This window comes from Leptolyngbya subtilissima AS-A7 (assembly GCF_039962255.1).
Taxonomy (GTDB): Bacteria; Cyanobacteriota; Cyanobacteriia; order Phormidesmidales; family Phormidesmidaceae; genus Nodosilinea.
The window spans coordinates 350,082-368,832 of sequence record NZ_JAMPKY010000001.1; the positions used below are offsets into that span (position 1 = coordinate 350,082).

An 18,751-nucleotide genomic window follows, 5' to 3' on the forward strand; every position below is an offset into this window, starting at 1 on the left:
ACCTGGCGGATGAGGTTGGTGTTGGGTCGGGTTTCACGGTAGCGTGTGAAAACTGGGTACCGTGACATGGTGTTGCCTAAGGCCAAACTGCCTAGACGGCCATCGGGCAAATACAGGCGGCGGGAAAAATTGGATCCGCAAACCCTGTTTAGGCCATTCCACAGTGTGACATATTCGACCCGGTGCCGACATAACATATTGTTTTCTCCACGCCCATGACCACCACCCCTGTATCTAAGCCCGCTGCTGCCAATACCGCACCTCCAACGGATTCTCGCGATCGCGTCAGCGCCATGCTGAAGCAGCTGCAAGACAGCATTTGTCAAAAGCTAGAGGCCCTCGATGGCGGTGCCCAATTTCAGCAAGACGCCTGGGAGCGGCCCGAGGGCGGCGGCGGGCGATCGCGCGTGATCAAGCAGGGCAATATCTTTGAGCAGGGTGGCGTTAACTTTTCTGAAGTGTGGGGCGACCACCTGCCGCCGTCGATTTTGGTGCAGCGCCCCGAGGCGGCAGGCCACCGTTTCTATGCCACTGGCACCTCCATGGTGCTGCACCCCCGCAACCCGCTCATTCCGACGGTGCACCTCAACTATCGCTACTTTGAGGCCGGCCCAGTGTGGTGGTTCGGCGGCGGCATCGACCTCACCCCCTACTACCCCTTCGACGAAGACGTGGTGCACTTTCACCAAACGCTGAAGGATACCTGCGATCGCCACAATCCCAATTACTACAAGGTCTTCAAACCCTGGTGCGACGAGTACTTCTACCTCAAGCACCGCGGCGAGACCCGGGGCGTGGGCGGCATCTTCTTTGACTACCAGGATGGTCAGGGGATGCTCTACCGAGGTCCCGATGCGGACAAAGCCGCCGACCAAACCAGCCAGGGCATTGGCGAGCTTCCCCCCCGCAGCTGGGACGACCTGTTTACCTTTGCCCGCGACTGCGGTAATGCCTTCCTGCCGGCCTACGTACCCATTGTGGAGCGTCGCCATACTACGGAGTACAGCGAGCACCAGCGGCAGTTTCAGCTCTACCGCCGGGGCCGATACGTCGAGTTCAACCTGGTGTATGACCGGGGCACGATCTTTGGTCTGCAAACCAATGGGCGCACCGAGTCGATTCTGATGTCGCTGCCCCCGCTGGTGCGCTGGGAATACGGCTATACCCCCGAGCCTGAGAGCCCTGAAGCTCGGCTATACGACGTATTTCTTAAGCCCCAGGATTGGGTTAACTGGTCGGGTAGCCCTGCTAGCTAGACTGACATCAAACCTCTGTATCCCTTAATAGGCAAGGGCTTGGAACATTGCCCTAGACCGCTTAGCAGCAGTGGTCTAGGGCTTTTAGTTGTTTAGATTTCTTAAAAAACCCCGGAATCCACATAAATTAAAGGTTTTGGCGATCCACTTTTCTAGGGATGCCCTTAGAATGGGGCAGTGAAATTCTGAATTGACAGGGGTTTCAGCCGTTTTGGCTACCGGGGCCGTTGTACGTGCTCTGGGTCTATCGTCAAATTGCGGCTGCTATCCCAGTGTTCTTTGCCCATAGGAGACAGTTATGAACAAAGCTGAACTCGTTGATAAGGTGGCTGAGAAAGCCTCTGCCGGCGATAAGTCTATGACCAAAAAAGACGTTGACTCGGTGATTACGGCCACCATTGACGCCATTATGGAAGCTGTTGCTACAGGCGAAAAAGTCACCCTGGTAGGGTTTGGCTCCTTTGAGCGCCGCGAACGCAAAGAGCGGGAAGGGCGCAACCCCAAAACCGGCGACACCATGGTCATTCCGGCAACTAAGGTACCTGCATTTTCCGCTGGCAAACTGTTCAAAGAAAAAGTGGCCAAGTAACCACCCCCTTGACTTTCATCCCGTCTGCTCCCACAGCTTCAATTCGACCCGTTCACGGGGGAAACCTGGTCTGGGCGGCTGCGATCGCCAACTGTTCCCCCGATTCTCTTATAGATTTTTCGGCCAGCATCAACCCCCTAGGGCCGCCCGAGTCGGTAGTTCTAGCTATGGCCGAGGCCCTGGGGCAGCTGCGCCACTATCCCGACCCTGACTATGTTGACCTACGCCGCGCCCTGGCCAACTACCACCAGGTGCCTGTCGACTGGGTGCTGCCGGGTAACGGTGCGGCTGAACTGCTCACCTGGGCCGCTCGAGATCTGGCTGAGGGGCCTGCCCCTGTGGGCTGCTACTTGTTGACTCCGGCCTTTGGCGACTATGGACGTGCCTTAGCCGCCTTTCGGGTTCCTATTCAGCCCTGGCCGCTTTCTCTAGAAGAGATTGCGGAGGACGGTACCTCTCAAAATGCTATCTCCTGGCCCGATGCCGAGGTAGCCGGCATCTTAATCAACAATCCCCACAACCCCACTAGCCGTTTATTTAGCATAGATAGCCTCAAGCCTCTGCTCGATCGCGCTGGCACCGTGATTGTGGATGAAGCCTTTATGGATTTTGTGCCGCCACAGCAGCAGCAGTCGTTGGTCGGTGAACTTGATCGCTACCCGAATCTGGTGGTGCTGCGATCGCTGACCAAGTTTTATACCCTGCCGGGTCTGCGCATTGGCTACGCCCTGGGCCACCCCGACCGCCTGCGCCGCTGGCAGCGCTGGCGCGACCCCTGGCCGGTGAATGCCCTGGCGGCGGCGGCGGCGATCGCAGCGGTGCAGGATAAGTCCTTTCAAACCCGCACTTGGGATTGGTTGCCCCCCGTTCGTACCGCACTGTTCAAAGAATTGCAGGCTATTCCTAAGCTGCGGCCTTTGTCAGGAGCGGCCAACTTCCTATTGGTTAGAACCACGATTCCTGCCCCGATACTGCAAGAAAAACTTCTGCGCAGCCATCACGTGCTGATTCGCGACTGTTTGAGTTTCCCTGAGCTGGGGGCAGACTACTTTCGGGTGGCGGTGCGCACCGCTGATGAAAATGAGCGCTTGCTAACAGCCCTGGGCCAGGCTGTGGCTGTATGATGCCCTCAATTTTGGCATCGGGCCTGGGCCAATTAGCCTGGGAGTCCTGGATAGTTGCCCTGTAGCGATTCCCGTCGAGATTCTTGAGCTACCTATGACCACCGTTGCTCCGCCTCTGCTGCACCTTAGTTCACCCCCCGAACTCAAGGTGGTGAACATGACCAAGCGGTTTGGTAGCCTAGTAGCCCTCAACGACGTCACCCTCACCCTCAAACCCGGCACCTTTCACGGGCTACTGGGGGAAAACGGGGCCGGTAAAAGCACCCTGGTGAAGTGCATTATGGGCTTTTACTCACCTACCGCCGGACAAATTCTGGTCAACGATCAGGTTTACCCGATCAAAAGTCCTAAGGATGCCCACAGCTGCGGCATTGGCATGGTGTATCAGCACTTTACCTCGGTGCCCGCCATGACCGTGGCCGAAAACCTGGTGCTCAGCCGCTACGATCGCACCCAAGTAATCAACTGGAATCGTGAGTACGCTGCCCTGCGCACCTTCATGGAGCGATCGCCTTTCCAGGTCGACCTTGACACGCCCGTAGGCCAGCTAGCGGCGGGGCAAAAGCAAAAGCTCGAAATTCTCAAGCAGCTCTACTTGCAAAGCCGCATTCTCATTCTGGACGAGCCCACCTCGGTGCTCACCCCTGACGAGGCCGACGAGGTGCTGGGGCTGCTGCGCCAGGAGGTGCAATCGGGCCACCTCAGCGTGCTGCTGATCACCCACAAGTTCCGCGAAGTGCTGGCCTTTACCGATGAGGTAACGGTGTTGCGCAAAGGCCATTTGGCGGGCCACGGGGCTGTGGCTGACCTGACCGTGGCCGATATGGCCCGGATGATGCTGGGAACCGAGCGGGCTACCAAGTCGGTCGATAAAGCTCCAATCGCAGAGCGCCATCCTGTGCTGATGGTGCATGGCTTGGGGGCGCTCAAAGACAATGGCCTATCCGCCTTTGGCCCCCTCGACCTGACGGTGCACAGCGGCGAAATTGTCGGCATTGCCGGGGTTTCGGGCAACGGCCAGCGGGAGCTGGTGGAGGTGCTGGCAGGGCAGCGATCGCCCACCCATGGCCACATCGAGGTCAACGGTGACCCCTACCGCGCCACCCGGAGCGAAATGTTTAGCCACGGCGTCTGCACTCTGCCCGAGGAGCCCCTGCGCAACGCCTGCGTGCCCGGTATGTCCGTAGCCGAAAACATGGCCCTGCGCACCTTCGATCGCCCTCCCCAAGCCCGCGCTCGCCTGTGGCTAATGCTCGGGGCTATCCGCAAGGCGGCTGAGGGATTAATTGCGGCATTCTCTGTCAAGACCCCCTCCCCCGATACCCCGATTCAAAATCTGTCGGGGGGGAACGTGCAGCGGGCGGTGCTGGCGCGGGAGCTGTCGTCCCCCGACGTCAATCTGCTGATTGCCGCCAACCCCTGCGTCGGCCTCGACTTTCAGGCTGTAGACCAGATCCACAACGCCCTGGTAGAGGCCTGCAACCGTGGGGTAGCGGTGCTGCTGGTGAGCGAGGATCTCGACGAACTGCTGGCCTTAGGCGATCGCATTCTGGTGATTAGCGAAGGGCAGTTTGTCTACGAGAGCCCTGTTGAGCAGGCCAACGTTGCCGACATTGGCCACAAAATGGCTGGTCACTAATGCCTTTGGGGGTTTTCCCCCTCGTGGAGCCGGTCTAGCAGCGGGTAAACTACATATCTAGCTTTGTTGCATGCTTTGTTGATACCGTACCAACACAGGCGAGTCAGACTATGGGTGAATCGTTAACGCAGCAAATTCCGGGCATTGCCGACGCCGAGTGTTTGGCTCTGGTGCAAGAATACTGTCGATTGGCGGTTCGCCCCAGCCTTAGCGATGCTGAAGGCCAGCGCCTTGATGAGCTGCTTGCCCTAGCTGAAGACGATGGCCGCCTCGACTTTTGGATCAATGAAGCCGACCACTTCATCGACCACGCTATTGGTCTGGGCAGCGCCACGCGGGTCTACGCCTCGGTGAACGAAAATCTCAAGGCGCGGCTGCGCGAACTGCTCGACCTCACCCAGACGGCTAACCCCGGCGATAAAGCCCTAGAGCTGCTTGAAGAGCTAGATGAAAGTCTGGCCGAGGGCGCTCGCCAGGTGCAGCAGCAGCTGGCCAAGCGCGGCTATGACCCTGGCCCGGTAGATGGGGTGGCGGGGCCTAAAACCCAGCGCGCTCTGCGAGACTTCCAGCGGTCTAAAGACTCTAGCCGCTGAGGTTAGCCCAGTCATCCGTTGACCTGATGCTTTTTCGGAGCCACTAGGCGATCGCCTGACGCTGACACTGCCAAGTCGTGGGTTGTCGGGGCAACAGGATTTTTGAGCTAGTTTGGGAGCGACAGCTATGGCACAAGATTCCCTCAACAACGCAGAGTCGGCGACTCTCGATCTAAAGGCTTATTTTGATCGCATTGACTGTGGTGCTTTGGGCCAAGCCTTCCAGAATGGAACGCTTGCGCCTACCTTAGATACCCTTAAAACCATTCACCAAGGCCATACCAGCACCATTGCCTTTGAGAATCTCAGCTCATTTTTCCACCAGCCCGTGTCCCTCGACCTGGATGCCCTGCAGCAGAAACTCATCCATGACCAGCGAGGCGGCTACTGTTTTGAGCAAAATCTGCTGCTGCGATCGGTGCTTGTGGCTCTAGGCTTTCAAGTTACAAACTTGGCCGCCCGCGTGCGGTGGAATCTGCCAGAGGACATCATCACGCCCCGCAGCCACATGCTGCTGAAAGTAGATATTGATGAAACTTCGTACATTGTCGACGTAGGTTTTGGCGGTTTAACGATGACAAAACCGCTGATGCTAGTGCCAGATCGGCCGCAATCTACCTCCCATGAACCCTACCGCCTGACGGTAGCTGGACAGACCTACTGCTTAGAAGCACAGCTCAACCAGGAGTGGAAACGGCTGTACTGCTTTGACTTGCAAGCGCAGCAGCGCTGCGACTACGAAGTGAGCAATTGGTACGTATCCACCTATCCTCAATCGCTGTTTGTCAATGCGCTGATTGCGGCTCGACCTGGGGATGGCTGCCGCTATGCCCTGCTCAACAACCAGTTGACCACGCGCTATCTCGACGGCCGCTCTGAGCAGCGTCTGTTGACCACCGCCACCGAATTGCACGACGTGTTGAGCGATCAGTTTGGGCTGCGGGTGCCCGAGACCCTAGATCTACAGCAAGCCCTAGAACGCTTCGCGGCATCCTAGGGCTTGCTTAGGGGAATTTGTGCTGGAAGGTTAACCGATACGCAGCAGTTCCACATCAAAGAGCAGGGTGGCGTTGGGGGGAATCACACCCCCAGCGCCACGGCTGCCATAACCCAGTTCCGAGGGAATTACCAGCTTACGCTGACCACCTACCCGCATGGTGCCAACTCCTTCATCCCAGCCTTTGATCACCTGGCCCACCCCAATTTGAAAGGTGAAGGGGCGACCGCGATCGCGGGAACTGTCAAATTTAGTTCCGTTTTCAAGGGTGCCGGTGTAGTGCACCGTAACCCGCTGCCCCGGCTGAGGCATGGCCCCTGTACCTTCAACAACGTCAACGTACTGTAGGCCAGAGTCGGTGGTCACCAAATTCTCTTCGGGCATCATGGTCGAGGCATCCTCATCGGCGGGAACTAGGTCAGCAGCAGCCTGGGCAAGTTGAGCAACGGGCGCAGCTATGACCTCTTCGGCAACCTGGAGATTGTCTAAACTTGCGGCCATGGCCTCGGGTTGGGGGCTGGTAAATTGAGCTACCAGCAGCACTACGCAGCAGGCTGCCAAAACTCCCAGGCTAATCAAAATTTCTCGCACGGCGTATCTCCCATTGCAGCTTGAGTTTTACCGATCATATCGCCTCTAGCGGCCCTAAGGGAAACCATCTACCTCCTTGCTCCCTTACCCAAACCGATACCCAAATCCTCGCAGCGTCGTCACGTACTGCGGGTGGGCTGGGTCGTGCTCAATCTTTTCGCGCAGCCAGCGAATGTGCACGTCTACGGTTTTGCGATCGCCCACAAAATCGGCTCCCCACACCGTCTGAATCAGCTCTTCCCGCGACCAAACCCGGTTAGGGCTCTGCATAAACAGTTCCAGAATGCGAAACTCCTTAGGCGATAGATTCACCTCTTGCCCCGCCACCAGCACCCTAAACTCTGTGGCGTGGAGCACGATGTCGCGGTAGGTCAGAATGGCTTTATCGGGCTGCGTCGCTGACCACTGGTATCGCCGCAGTAGGGCACGACAGCGAGCAATCAGTTCGCGCATGCCAAAGGGCTTGGGCAAGTAGTCGTCGGCGCCCACCTCCAAACCCACTACCCGATCCATCTCAGTTCCCTTAGCGCTCAAAATCAGAATCGGCATGTCCAGATTGTGGTGGCGCATCATCCGACAGATGTCGAGCCCGTTAACGCCGGGCAGCATGAGGTCAACAATGGCTAAATCAATGTCCAAGCCGGCAAAATTATCCCCAGCCGCTGGAAACATCAGCTCCAGGGCGCGATGGCCTGACTCGGCAGTGACCACTTGATAGCCCTGCTCCGTCAGCGCCAGAGCTACGGTTTCGCGAATTAGGTCTTCGTCGTCAATGATTAAAATACGCTCTTGCACTGTCGACAACGACGATCGACCGGGAGAAATTTTTTGCACAGCACAGCCAGCCTAACGGAGCGTGAACAGACGCAGGCAGACTGCGCACCACGGTCGATCGCTTCCCGTAGAGACTAGCTTGTAACCCAGGGAGTGCTCGTCAACCGTGGCGTTTGCCCGCCGCCCAGTTGGCGGCTCGGCGTCTGCACCACTCCGCTATCGTGTCGGACTTAGCTTAAGGAAACATCGGGTTCTGGTTAAGCTTACGTAAACTCGCCCCTACCTACCGTTGACAAGCGCTCTCGGCCGCGGCCGGGTAACCTAGCTCTGACTGCGCTTTGGTGGTCTCTAACCCCGGCAGCAGCACCATCAGCCGACAGTCGCTATCCCCACTTCCTTGGATGAGCAGCTGTCCGCCGTGACGCTGCACCAGGTGCTGGCCCAGCAAGATACCGAGCAGAGAGCGAGGGGGTTGACGAGGTACTGGAGAAGCCTGCAGTACGGTCACTACCTCCTGGGGTAGCCCTTCCCCTAGCCAAGGGTTAGACAGCCACAGGGCCAGAGCCAAGGTTTTGCCCCGCCGACAGGCATGGATGCGTAGAGCACCGTTTTCCCCGGCCACTTGCATGATGCTGAAGACCAGGTGATATAGGATTTGCTTGACCACGCGCTGGTCTAAGATCCAGTGGTTTTCGCCGGGTTCTACAGAGAGGTAGAGGGTCTGGGCGCTGGCTTCGGCCAGGGGAGTCAGGGTGGCTAGCACCTGCTGACCTATGGCTTCAATATCGACAGCGGTAGCCACCAGGCCAAAGCGTTCGGTCTCCAGGGGGTTGAGGTCGATAAGTTCTTCTACTAGAGCCATCAAAATCTGGCTGCTGCGATGCACAATGTCGGTGTATTCGCGCTGTTTGGGGGTGAGGGGGCCGTAGATCTCCCGGCTGAGCATGGTGGTCATGCCAAGCACCGTGGTCAGGGGGCTACGCAGATCCTGGGTGAGCTGACTAATTAGGTTAAGGCGCACTTGATCTACTAGAGACTCTAAGGGAGCTTGAGGGGTGGGAATTAGGCAGGTGGCCCGATGGCATTCGTACTCGCTCATGCCCCAACGAGCCGCCATGGCCAGAAACCCTAGCTCTTGGGCGGTGAACACTCTCGGCTGCACATCCATTACGGCCAGGGTGCCAATGCAGGTGCCCTGACCAGTCATAAGCGGCACTCCGCCATAGGCTCTAATGCCATAGGCCACGACTAAATTGTTTTGGGCCAAGACTGGATTCTCAAGCGTGTCGGTCACCAGCAGGGGCTGCTCGCTGTCGAGAATGTAGACCCCAAACCCCTCCAAGAGAGGAAGCTGGCGCTGCTGCGATAGGGGGTTGCCTACCCCCAGGGATGACAATCCGTGGGCCGCTCGCACGTACTCGGTCTGGTTGTCGGCCAAGGTAACCACGGCGATGGGGACGCCGAGGAAGCGAGCCGCCATTTGGACGGCCTCTTCCCAGGCGGGGACGCTGCTAGGTGAGCTGAGCTCAAGGGTAGCGATCGCCTGGCTGCGCCGCTGCTGACGCTCAGCCCAGGACAGACCTTGGAGGGAACAACAGGGCCAGATTTGCGGGGGAATTGCCGCTTCGTTCGCCGCTTTACCCTCGGGCACCACTGGAAACACAGAAACGCTCATGGCCAAAGCCCAATCCCTGATGAAACACAGGCTTAGCATGCCCGACGGGGATGGCTGAAGTAACGGTAGATAGGGGCAGACGGTATCTTTACGTACCGTCTGTGGGTTCTGGGTATAGGCGCTGGTGCTGAGGTTGCGATCGCGCTCAGTCTTGGGGTATGGCAAAGACCGTCGCTTCTGCCGCTGCCGCTGCTGCTTTGGCCTGGTCAAGCAGATCCCAAATCTGCTGAAGCATGGGGCCTAAGCCCGTACCGGCCACGGCTGAAATGCCATACACTGGCCCCGGCACCAGCGTTTCGAACTGGTGGATAAGCTCGGCTAGGGCTTCAGGGGTGAGGGCATCGACTTTGTTAAGGGCCAAAACCTGGGGGCGATCGCTTAAGTCGCGTCCGTAAGCTGCCAACTCCTGCTGGATGGTTTGGAAGTTCTCCACTGGTTGCTCGGCAGTGGCATCGACCACGTGCAGCAGCAGTCGAGTGCGCTCAATGTGGCGCAAAAACTCGTGGCCTAGCCCTAACCCCTGGTGTGCCCCTTCAATTAGGCCAGGAATGTCGGCGAACACGGTGCCGTCGCCCGAAGGACGGCGCACCACCCCCAAATTGGGAATTAGAGTCGTAAACGGGTAGTCGGCAATTTTGGGCCGTGCCGCTGACAGGGCTGAAATTAGGGTTGACTTGCCCGCATTGGGCAGGCCGACAATGCCGACCTCGGCCAGCAGCTTAAGCTCTAGGCGCAACCGCCGCTCTTCGCCAGGCAGCCCAGGCAGGGCGTGCTCTGGGGCGCGGTTACGGTTGCTGAGAAAATGGCGGTTTCCCAGTCCTCCCTTGCCCCCCTGGGCCACACAGAGCAACTGGCCAGGTTCGACTAAATCGCCCATCAACTGATCGGTGGCGACATCGTAGATGGCGGTGCCGCAGGGAACATCGAGGTATAGATCGACTCCGGCGGCACCAGTCATGTTTTTGGTGCCGCCCCGCTGACCGTTGTCGGCCTTAAATCGGTGGGCGTAGCGAAAATCAAGCAGGGTTTGGAGCTGCTGGGTAGCCCGCAGATAGATTGAACCACCGGGGCCACCGTTGCCCCCCGCTGGCCCGCCAGCGGGAACGTACTTTTCACGCCGAAAGGCAACAGCGCCATCACCGCCGTCGCCGGCAACGACCTCAACTTCAGCTTGGTCGATAAACTGCATTATTCAGCGCCGTTGACAGATTGTTGCTGAAGCTGGATCATTGCTGCTCGAATTTGCTCAGCCAAAGCCTGATCTTGGGGATAGGTGGCCGTGATCCGGTTGAACAGTCGTCCTGGCAACCCATGGGACTGCACAATTTCGCTGGCTCGGTTGCAGTAGTTGACGATGATCGTGCGGATGTCGCCACGCAGGTTGCGGGGCAGCTGGTTGAGGTTGGCGGTGCCAGTGCAGGACATATCAATGCTGCTAATGTCATGACTGGTGCCGGTTAGCAGGGTCTTGATTTGGCTTAAGGCCTCGTTGCGCGGGGCCTCCATCTCAAGAATTGAGGCGGCGTAGGCCGTTACTTCCTCAGAGGAGACCGAACTGTTTTGGGCTTGGGCAGCGGCTCCCAAGGTGACGTTGCCCGTGGCTGTGGGAATAGAAACGCCCGCGCCACCGGCTAGCACGGTCAAGCTGGCGATCGCAGTGGCCAAGACCAGGGTGCGACGGTGAGCAGATAAAGGGTAAGTCAATAAGTGAATCATTATGTTTATATCTCCTGTGCTGGTATCAACCAGAATGGCCCTGTGCTCCAACAAAAAAGAAGGCTCTCAAAGCAAAACTCTTTTTGGGTAAACGCCACCCTCGGCGCGATCGCTCGAATCTCACAGCCCAGACGGGACAGCACCCCTGTGAGTTCCAGCGGTGAGGCTAGGTACTACCGGGCCTAAACAACTGACAAATTTCTATCACTTTTGTGTGTAGAGTAGCGCGTTCATCCCTGCCCTGCTTTAGATCAGACTCTAATTCTAGTAGCAAAGGCAAACTCCGTTGCAATTGGGTGAGACTCAGCGATCGCACCTCTTGTTTTAAGAAGTAAATTCGCTTGGGATTAGCGATCTCTGCTGCCGCCGCCACCTCGGCGTCGCTGGCTACCCCAACTAGGGCTTTAAGCCACAGCCACAGCCGAAACTGGCTGACTAGAGTGGCCACAATGCGCAGGGCGGGCTCGTTGCGATCGAGCAGGTCGTTGACCAACCCCAGGGCGGTGGGGGTATCGCCCTGCTTGAGGACCTGGGCTAGCTTGAGGCTGGTCTGGGTCGATACCGTCACCAGCTCTGCGGCCACGGCAGGGGGAATAGGCTGTGGGTTTGCCCCCCAGTAAAGGGCTAACTTTTCCAACTCTAAGTGGAGCTGGCGGGTGTCGTTGCCCACCGCTTCCGTTAGCAGATCGAGGGTGCCAGACTCCAGGTTCATGCCCCGTTCCTTGGCTACGGCGGCGACCTGCTGGTGAATCTGATCAGTTTTCCAGGGGGGAATGGTGGCAAACTCGCGCACCTCACCCCAGGTTTTAAAGAATTTCGTGAACTTAGCCCGGCCATCGGGCTTAGCGGTGCTGGTAAGCAACAGTACTGAGGTGTCGGGCAGCTGGGGTAGGGTGCGCTCAAACTCGGCCAGAACGGGGTCTGGGCAGCGTTGCCCCAAGCTGGTATTCATTAGCCACACTAGCCGCTGGCCCTCGCCAAAGGGAGGCGTCATGGCCTGGTTGAGAGCCTGGGCTGGACCGTTGGCAGCCTCTGCTGGCACCACATCGTAATTAAAGCTGGCCCAGGCCTCGTTTAAGGTGCGCTGGCGTAGGGTTTGGACGGCCTTTTGGAGGGCAAAGTCGTCGTCGCCCCAGAAGTAGTAGGCGGGCATGGGAGGTGGGAAGTGGATGAGTGGATGGGGAGGGGAGTAGATGAGTAAGTGAAGGGAGATGGGGACGGTGGGGGAGTGGGGTGTGTGGGATGATGGCGTCTGAGATTGGGATGGTTTGTTGGGGCTAAGGGTATCTAGGGATTTTATGGCGCAGCTGTGGCAGAGCCCTATTTTAGAAGAAAGTTTTGCGCTGATTGACCGGGAAGTGGGCGAGCATGGGTTTACTCCGGCGGAGTATGCGGTGGTGCGGCGCGTCATTCACAGTACTGCCGATTTTGACTTTAAGGAGTTGGTGAGGTTTAGCGAGGGGGCGATCGCCACGGCGACCCATCATCTCTCAAATGGCGGCCCCATCATTGTAGATGTGACGATGGTGCGCCAAGGGGTGGCGGGCATGGTTGAGCGCACGTTTCAAAATCCTCTGCTGACAGCTGTGACATTGGGCGATTCGCCAGAGGATGGGCGCACCCGTACGGAGGCCGGACTGCTGCGGTGTTTGGAGGAGCATCCCAACGCGCTGGTGGCAATTGGCAATGCGCCGACGGCGCTAATGGCGCTGTGCGATCGCATCGCCTCAGGTCAGGCCCACCCTGCCTTAGTTATCGGTGCTCCGGTTGGCTTTGTGGCGGTCGAAGCCTCAAAACAGCGCCTGGCCCAGACCCCGGTGCCGCAAATTCGAGTAGAGGGCCGCAAAGGGGGCTCGCCGGTGGCGGCGGCCATCCTCAACGCCTTGCTGGTGCTGGCTTGGGAGCAGCAGGTATGACCCCAATTCAAGTGGTGGGAATTGGGTTGGATGGGCGAGAGGGGCTATCGCCCAAACTGCTGCAAATCATAGACCAAGCGGTAGTGCTGGTGGGCAGTCCCCGACATCTCAGTTACTTTCCTGACGCGACGGCAGAAACTTGGGTCTTAGGAGATCTAAAAGCAACCCTCGATCGCCTCCGTCAGTGGTTAGACACTACTAAACCCGGTATTGCCGTGGTTTTGGCCTCTGGCGACCCACTCTTTTTTGGCCTAGGGCGGTTGCTGCTCGACCACCTGCCCGCTGAGAGCCTAACCTTTCATCCCCACCTGAGTGCGGTGCAGTTGGCCTTTAGTCGGCTAAAGCTCCCCTGGCAGGGGGCGACGCTGATCAGCGCCCACGGCCGATCTACCGAAGAACTTACTACTGCCCTGCGGCGCGGGGATGCACTGATTGCGGTACTCACCGACCCGACTCACAATCCGGCTGCCCTAGGAAAGCTGATTCTCACGCTGGGGTTGCCCTATAGCTATCGGCTAACGATCTGTGAAAATTTGGGTGATGACGCCGAAACCATTCACCATTTGACGCCTGAAACTACGGCGAGTAAAACCTTTGCGGCCCTCAACGTGGTGGTGCTCCAGCGGCAGCATGAGGCAGGGCTCGATGCCGAAAATCTGCCGCTGATTGGCCTGCCCGATCGCGCCTTTGCTACCTTTAGTGATCGCCCCGGCCTAATTACCAAGCGCGACATTCGCATTCAAATTCTGGCCGACCTAGACCCGAGGCCAGGGCAGACTATTTGGGATGTTGGGGCCGGTACCGGCTCCGTCAGCGTTGAAATTAATCGCCTCTGCCCCACCGCCCAGGTTTACGCCATTGAGAAAACCGCCGCTGGCTACGGCTTAATTCAGCAAAACCAGCGCCGTCTAGGTAATACTAACCTACACCCGATCTATGGGGCTGCCCCTGAAGCCTTAGAAGCCCTGCCCGACCCCGATCGCATCTTTATTGGCGGCAGCGGCGGCCACCTGGCTGAAATTCTCGATCGATGCGCTCAACGCCTCCGACCCCAGGGCCGAATTGTCTTAGCCTTAGCGACCCTAGAGCACACCAGCACGGCGCTGTCCTGGGCCAGCGGAACCGCAGACGGTCGCTCTGCTTGGCCGGTAGATCTGCGTCAAATTCAGGTACAGCAAGGGGTTCGAGTCGGAGCACTGACCCGCTGGCAACCCCTCACCCCCATTACCATCATCACCCTGAACTATCCCTAATTCTCTTAGGTAATATAGCCATCGTCTGTTTATCCTAAAGCCCACACCCCTACCCCTGTAAGCACCAGCAACCCTAGGGGCAGCAAACCCGTGAGCGGCTGATCGGGCAGCCCTACTAGCCAAACTGGGCCATCTTTGCCGGGCTTTAGCAGGGCCAGGGCATCAATGGCGGCGATCGCAAACACCCAGCCGGCATGGAGCCCCCAGGCCAAGCCCAGGCTACCACCCCCGACCCAGCGAGCTAGCAGCAGCACCGCCCCCATCACCGCCAGCCCTGGCACCTGGCGCATTCCAGCGGGGCCATCCCACAGTAGGTGAGAGAAGGCAAAAATGAGGCAGACGGCGATCGCCATTAGCCCCACCGGCAGCGCCTGCCCCAGCCCGTTCACTAAGACGCCGCGAAATACCAGCTCTTCAATCCAGCCCACAAACAGCGCCAGGGGCAGTACCGCAAGCAGCACTACCCCTGGCGAAGGACTAGATATGGTTTGAGCATTAGTATGGCCCGTAGGGGAAAGCTCAGCCCCTTCCAAGGCAACGGGTTGATCAATCGACTGCCACCGTCGCCAGCCCAGCCCCACCTGCAATGCCACTAGCAGGACTACACCTCCGGCGGCTACCCCAAACCCGGCAGCGGTAGCTTTGGCAAAGGGCCAATCCCAAGCGATGCCGTAGGCTGACCAAGTGCTATTGGCGAGGCGACGATGCACCTCCACCGCTACGGGAGCCAGCAAATATAAAGGCAGCAGCAGGGGCAGCTTATGCTGTGGGGCAACGGGGTAGGTGAGCGGCACGCGAGCGATCCGCGCAACTAATAAGCAAACTGGAACCCCTAGGGTAATCCAGCTTAAAAAAAAACAATTAGATGCGCGATCGCTGACATATTCACAGACAGGATTGCCATAGTAAGCCAGTACTATTCTTCGTCAGAGTCGGCGTCGAGCTGCTTCAGATGAATGTGCTTGTAGCCCAGCTTAATCTCAAACTCGTCGCCAGACTTAAGGCCCATTTCTTGGGTGTAAGTGGCACCAATAACAATCTGGCCATTTTTGTGGACGCTAACTCGATACGTGGGTTCGCGGCCGCGGCCATCTTTACTGCTTTCAGGATCGAGGTTGATGCCTTTAGCCTCTAGTAGCGCATCGTAAAAGCCAGACAAATTGACCCGTACCTGATTGTCTTTGGTTAGGGTGTAGTAGCCGCATTCTTTAGCGGTTTCGCGCTTGGTTAGGTTAGATAGGTCTTTAACCTTTTGAAGCAATGCTTTGCCGGTCAGGGGATTGGGTTTTTCTGCCATTGTCAGGGAAAATCCTTGTGTAAGACGTGAAGCTGAATGCTAAAAAACGGCAGGTCGATCCTGGGAATAAGGGTGGCGACCATTGCGGAATAGCAGAAGAATAATAGCAAATAAATCTGCCCATTCGCACAACTAATTATAATCAAAGTATTAGAGGCTGTCACCCAAACAACAAACGATTTAGATCAGCTTTGACTGATTTTATTTCTCCGCTCATTTCTACTATAGGAGCAGGGTAGCTTCAGAAAAGCCAGGCTCTACGACTCTGCCATGGTCCAGGGTCACAATATTAGACTTTGCAAGCGCTTATTCAGACTGTCTGAGTTGCTTTTAATTACTCGCCCGATGACATTCCCTACTTCTCCTTGCTACCCAGCTTCCCCGTTTTTATCAAAATTTGGTGTGCTTAACGCCCGGTCCAAGACTCTCAGTCCGCGGCTTTGCTGATTGGAAAAAGGCATGAATGGCGATAGGGATAGTCAACTATTGCAAAGGCGCAGAGCATTGAGAGGCTGTTGAGAAAAGGATTGGCCGTAATGCTGTCCCCTGCTAGTTTCCCCTGACCTTCTTAAAAGGGGTTTTTTAGTCTCTACGTGCCCACTGGAAGGAAAAAATTGGGGGGATCTCAACCTTTGCTAGCCAGGGTAAGACTTTTAAAACACCCCCCTAAAACCCTGCTCAACCCGCTCGACCCACATTATCACTAGAATCATTTAGCCCCGTAAATTCTCCAATTCTGAGGGATTTACAAGCGCCAGCTCCCGCAGGGCTAGGGGCTGGGAACGATGCAAGCACCATATTAAGGGAAGGCGATCGCCCTAACCAAACTTTTACTCACTACAGGTTTTCCTTCAGCGGTTACAGATATGTTGGACGGGCAAGAAACCTGATTGGGCTTGCCACTCTAACTTGCAAGCGGTTGCTACGAGTGATGCCCGTAAAGTTACGGTGTCGCGATCGCTCAAAACTATCTCTCCCTGCTTTTAAACCTGTTTGAAGAACAAAATTTCCTCAAGAACGGCTCAAAATTAGCATAGTTTTTTTACAAATCTATCTCAAGATAGAGGTCATTGCGCCCCAGTTTAGAGTTGTTTGAGTGGAGTAAACACTGCACTTCTTTCCCAGGGAGGGTGTCTTGGTCAAGCACTAGTTATTCAGTCAGTTGTATAAACAAATCGGCGCGAGAAAGGCGCACTATGCTGGCAGAAGCCATGGCAGTAGTGCGCCTTTACTCAAGGAAATGCTGGATTTGCTAAAAGGAACCGAGGCTAAACGTTAGCCCTGGCGAAGTTGATCGAGCACACTTTGATCTTCCATTGTGGAAGCATCACCTGCGATCGCCTCGCCGCTGGCTAAATTGCGCAAAAAGCGACGGATGATTTTGCCCGATCGCGTCTTGGGCAGCGCATCGGCAAACCTAATTTCGCCGGGTCGGGCGATCGCGCCAATTTCATTCACCACGTGCTGTTTGAGTTCCTGCTTTAGCTCGTCGCTGGCGCTATAGTGACCCTCCAAAATCACAAAGGCAAAGATATCTTCGCCCTTGAGGTCATCTTTGCGACCCACCACGGCAGCCTCGGCTACCGCCGGATGGGAAACTAGCGCCGACTCGACCTCCATGGTGCCCAGGCGATGGCCCGACACGTTGATCACGTCATCCACCCGACCCATCACCCAAAAGTAGCTGTCGGCATCTTTGCGGGCACCGTCGCCCGCAAAGTATAGATATTGGCCGTTGACTGGGGCAATGTGTTCCCAGTAGGTGCGGCGGTAGCGGTCGTCGTCGCCGTAGACCGTGCGCATCATGCTGGGCCAGGGATGTTTGATCACTAGGTAGCCGCCCTCACCCGGGGGCACCGGGTTGCCGTCAAGATCGACCACATCGGCCAAAATACCGGGGAAAGGAAGGGTCGCGGAACCGGGTTTGGTGGCGATCGCCCCTGGCAGGGGCGTAATCATAAAGCCGCCGGTTTCCGTCTGCCACCAGGTATCGACGATGGGGCAGCGCTCGCCACCAATCACCTGGTGGTACCACATCCAGGCTTCTGGGTTGATCGGTTCGCCAACGGTGCCTAGCAGCCGTAGCGACGACAGATCTCGCGCCTTGGGCAACTCGTCGCCCATTTTGATAAAGGCGCGAATGGCGGTGGGAGCGGTGTAGAAAATGGTGACGCCGTACTTTTCAATTACATCCCAAAAGCAGCCGGGGTTGGAGGGCCGGGGCACCCCCTCATACATCACCGTAGTCGCTCCGTTCGACAGCGGGCCGTAGACGATGTAGCTGTGTCCCGTAATCCAACCCACGTCAGCCGTGCACCAATAAACATCGGTGTCTTTGATGTCAAAAGTCCACTTAAAGGTGGTGTGGGTGTATAGGTTGTAGCCCCCGGTAGTGTGCACCACCCCCTTGGGTTTGCCCGTGGTCCCGCTGGTGTAAAGAATGAACAGCAGGTCTTCGGCGTCCATTTCCTCAGCGGGACAGTGGGCTGAGGCAGTGGCTTGGAGCTCGTGCCACCAATGGTCGCGTCCTTCAACCATCGTCATCTCGGCCTTGGTGCGCTGCACCACCAGTACGCTAGACACACTGGGCACACCGCCGTCGGCCAGAGCCTGATCTACCGCGGCTTTGAGCGGCACAATCTTGTCTTTGCGAAAGCCACCGTCGGCTGTAATTACTACTTTGGCCTCAGCATCGTTGAGGCGATCTTTCAGTGCTTCGGCGCTAAAGCCGCCAAAGATGACGGTGTGGGGGGCACCAATGCGGGCGCAGGCGAGCATGGCGATCGCCGCCTCAGGCACCATGGGCATATAGATGCCGACGCGATCACCCTTCTGTACCCCCAACCCCTTGAGCACGTTGGCTACCTGGCACACCTCACGGTGCAGCTGGGCGTAGGTCAGGGTGCGGCTATCGCCCGGCTCCCCTTCCCAAATCAGGGCGGCTTTGTTGCGTCGCCAGGTAGTAAGGTGGCGATCTAAACAGTTGTAGGAAATGTTGATTTTGCCCCCCACAAACCACTTCGCAAAGGGCGGCTGCCAGTCGAGCACTGTATCCCAAGACTTAAACCAGTGCAGCTCCTGACTGGCGAGTTCTGCCCAAAACTGAGCTGGGTCTGCCGCTGCCCGTTCGGCCAGGGCACGATACTCCTCTAGGCTCTTGATGGATGCGTTTTGAACAAACTCATCAGCCGGCGAAAACAGGCGGTTTTCGTGGAGAATTGATTCGATGGTGGGGGAAGCCATAGACAATGCTAAGTCTCTTGCAAACACAAATAATATTAGAAGGCCGCTGTAGAAGAACGGCGTCCCTTAAAAACCATACGATTTTTAG

At 57.2% G+C, this 18,751-nt stretch carries 17 protein-coding genes; 8 read left to right on the forward strand and 9 right to left on the reverse strand.

The window, feature by feature from the left end:
* The first annotated feature begins 215 nt into the window (after positions 1-215).
* The 6 genes from hemF to NC979_RS01695 all read left to right on the forward strand — a co-directional run bounded on the left by hemF (position 216) and on the right by NC979_RS01695 (position 6,198).
* Positions 216-1,256, forward strand: coding sequence for an oxygen-dependent coproporphyrinogen oxidase (gene hemF, locus NC979_RS01670; RefSeq protein ID WP_190523131.1), 1,041 nt, complete (start codon positions 216-218; stop codon positions 1,254-1,256).
* A 298-nt stretch (positions 1,257-1,554) separates the two neighbouring features.
* A complete protein-coding gene (locus NC979_RS01675) occupies positions 1,555-1,845 on the forward strand; it encodes an HU family DNA-binding protein (RefSeq protein ID WP_073609394.1) in 291 nt (96 codons plus the stop codon).
* An 8-nt stretch (positions 1,846-1,853) separates the two neighbouring features.
* The gene (cobD, locus tag NC979_RS01680; RefSeq protein ID WP_199308996.1) at positions 1,854-2,969 is read left to right on the forward strand and encodes a threonine-phosphate decarboxylase CobD; all 1,116 of its coding nucleotides are present in this window, start codon (positions 1,854-1,856) and stop codon (positions 2,967-2,969) included.
* A 94-nt stretch (positions 2,970-3,063) separates the two neighbouring features.
* Complete coding sequence (locus NC979_RS01685) at positions 3,064-4,608, forward strand: ABC transporter ATP-binding protein (protein WP_190523132.1); 1,545 nt, start codon at positions 3,064-3,066, stop codon at positions 4,606-4,608.
* Between the two features lie 110 nt (positions 4,609-4,718).
* Positions 4,719-5,201 (forward strand): peptidoglycan-binding domain-containing protein, encoded by a 483-nt coding sequence (locus NC979_RS01690; protein ID WP_190523134.1) that lies wholly within the window; start codon positions 4,719-4,721, stop codon positions 5,199-5,201.
* Positions 5,202-5,328: 127 nt separating this feature from the next.
* Entirely contained in the window at positions 5,329-6,198 is an 870-nt protein-coding gene (locus NC979_RS01695; protein WP_190523136.1) for an arylamine N-acetyltransferase family protein, read from the forward strand.
* Positions 6,199-6,228: 30 nt separating this feature from the next.
* Here NC979_RS01695 and NC979_RS01700 read toward each other — a convergent pair whose 3' ends face one another.
* The 6 genes from NC979_RS01700 to holA all read right to left on the reverse strand — a co-directional run bounded on the left by NC979_RS01700 (position 6,229) and on the right by holA (position 12,107).
* A complete protein-coding gene (locus tag NC979_RS01700; protein WP_190523138.1) occupies positions 6,229-6,789 on the reverse strand; it encodes an FKBP-type peptidyl-prolyl cis-trans isomerase in 561 nt (186 codons plus the stop codon).
* 84 nt (positions 6,790-6,873) lie between these two features.
* Positions 6,874-7,623 (reverse strand): winged helix-turn-helix domain-containing protein, encoded by a 750-nt coding sequence (locus tag NC979_RS01705; RefSeq protein WP_190523140.1) that lies wholly within the window; start codon positions 7,621-7,623, stop codon positions 6,874-6,876.
* Positions 7,624-7,846: 223 nt separating this feature from the next.
* Positions 7,847-9,448: a GAF domain-containing sensor histidine kinase gene (locus tag NC979_RS01710; protein WP_190523142.1), complete on the reverse strand. Its 1,602-nt coding sequence runs from the start codon at positions 9,446-9,448 to the stop codon at positions 7,847-7,849.
* A complete protein-coding gene (obgE, locus tag NC979_RS01715) occupies positions 9,384-10,427 on the reverse strand; it encodes a GTPase ObgE (RefSeq protein WP_190523144.1) in 1,044 nt (347 codons plus the stop codon). Before obgE ends, NC979_RS01710 begins: the two co-directional genes overlap by 65 nt.
* Positions 10,427-10,954 carry a DUF4168 domain-containing protein gene (locus NC979_RS01720; RefSeq protein WP_190523146.1) on the reverse strand — a complete coding sequence of 176 codons (528 nt, stop codon included), beginning with the start codon at positions 10,952-10,954 and terminating at the stop codon, positions 10,427-10,429. The genes obgE and NC979_RS01720 overlap by 1 nt, the downstream gene beginning before the upstream one ends.
* A 166-nt stretch (positions 10,955-11,120) precedes the next feature.
* Positions 11,121-12,107: a DNA polymerase III subunit delta gene (gene holA, locus NC979_RS01725; RefSeq protein ID WP_190523147.1), complete on the reverse strand. Its 987-nt coding sequence runs from the start codon at positions 12,105-12,107 to the stop codon at positions 11,121-11,123.
* 145 nt (positions 12,108-12,252) lie between these two features.
* Between holA and NC979_RS01730 the strand changes: the two genes are divergently transcribed.
* Both NC979_RS01730 and cbiE read left to right on the forward strand, forming a co-directional pair.
* Positions 12,253-12,870 carry a precorrin-8X methylmutase gene (locus tag NC979_RS01730; RefSeq protein ID WP_190523148.1) on the forward strand — a complete coding sequence of 206 codons (618 nt, stop codon included), beginning with the start codon at positions 12,253-12,255 and terminating at the stop codon, positions 12,868-12,870.
* The gene (cbiE, locus tag NC979_RS01735) at positions 12,867-14,123 is read left to right on the forward strand and encodes a precorrin-6y C5,15-methyltransferase (decarboxylating) subunit CbiE (protein WP_190523149.1); all 1,257 of its coding nucleotides are present in this window, start codon (positions 12,867-12,869) and stop codon (positions 14,121-14,123) included. Before NC979_RS01730 ends, cbiE begins: the two co-directional genes overlap by 4 nt.
* A 29-nt stretch (positions 14,124-14,152) precedes the next feature.
* Here the strand turns inward: cbiE and NC979_RS01740 are convergent, their stop codons facing one another.
* The 3 genes from NC979_RS01740 to acs form a co-directional block, all read right to left on the reverse strand.
* Positions 14,153-14,917: a CPBP family glutamic-type intramembrane protease gene (locus NC979_RS01740; protein WP_190523150.1), complete on the reverse strand. Its 765-nt coding sequence runs from the start codon at positions 14,915-14,917 to the stop codon at positions 14,153-14,155.
* 122 nt (positions 14,918-15,039) lie between these two features.
* Positions 15,040-15,420, reverse strand: a complete 381-nt coding sequence (locus NC979_RS01745; protein WP_190523152.1) for an AbrB family transcriptional regulator — start codon at positions 15,418-15,420, stop codon at positions 15,040-15,042.
* Positions 15,421-16,695: 1,275 nt separating this feature from the next.
* Positions 16,696-18,663 (reverse strand): acetate--CoA ligase, encoded by a 1,968-nt coding sequence (gene acs / locus NC979_RS01750; protein WP_190523155.1) that lies wholly within the window; start codon positions 18,661-18,663, stop codon positions 16,696-16,698.
* Between the last annotated feature and the right edge of the window lie 88 nt (positions 18,664-18,751).

Bases quoted from the DNA above. Each gene is read 5' to 3' on its own strand.
- cbiE (WP_190523149.1), top strand. From the start codon at position 12,867: ATGACCCCAATTCAAGTGGTGGGAATTGGGTTGGATGGGCGAGAGGGG.
- NC979_RS01720 (WP_190523146.1), bottom strand. From the start codon at position 10,954: ATGATTCACTTATTGACTTACCCTTTATCTGCTCACCGTCGCACCCTG.
- NC979_RS01730 (WP_190523148.1), top strand. From the start codon at position 12,253: ATGGCGCAGCTGTGGCAGAGCCCTATTTTAGAAGAAAGTTTTGCGCTG.
- NC979_RS01685 (WP_190523132.1), top strand. From the start codon at position 3,064: ATGACCACCGTTGCTCCGCCTCTGCTGCACCTTAGTTCACCCCCCGAA.
- holA (WP_190523147.1), bottom strand. From the start codon at position 12,107: ATGCCCGCCTACTACTTCTGGGGCGACGACGACTTTGCCCTCCAAAAG.
- NC979_RS01675 (WP_073609394.1), top strand. From the start codon at position 1,555: ATGAACAAAGCTGAACTCGTTGATAAGGTGGCTGAGAAAGCCTCTGCC.
- acs (WP_190523155.1), bottom strand. From the start codon at position 18,663: ATGGCTTCCCCCACCATCGAATCAATTCTCCACGAAAACCGCCTGTTT.
- NC979_RS01695 (WP_190523136.1), top strand. From the start codon at position 5,329: ATGGCACAAGATTCCCTCAACAACGCAGAGTCGGCGACTCTCGATCTA.
- NC979_RS01745 (WP_190523152.1), bottom strand. From the start codon at position 15,420: ATGGCAGAAAAACCCAATCCCCTGACCGGCAAAGCATTGCTTCAAAAG.
- obgE (WP_190523144.1), bottom strand. From the start codon at position 10,427: ATGCAGTTTATCGACCAAGCTGAAGTTGAGGTCGTTGCCGGCGACGGC.
- NC979_RS01690 (WP_190523134.1), top strand. From the start codon at position 4,719: ATGGGTGAATCGTTAACGCAGCAAATTCCGGGCATTGCCGACGCCGAG.
- hemF (WP_190523131.1), top strand. From the start codon at position 216: ATGACCACCACCCCTGTATCTAAGCCCGCTGCTGCCAATACCGCACCT.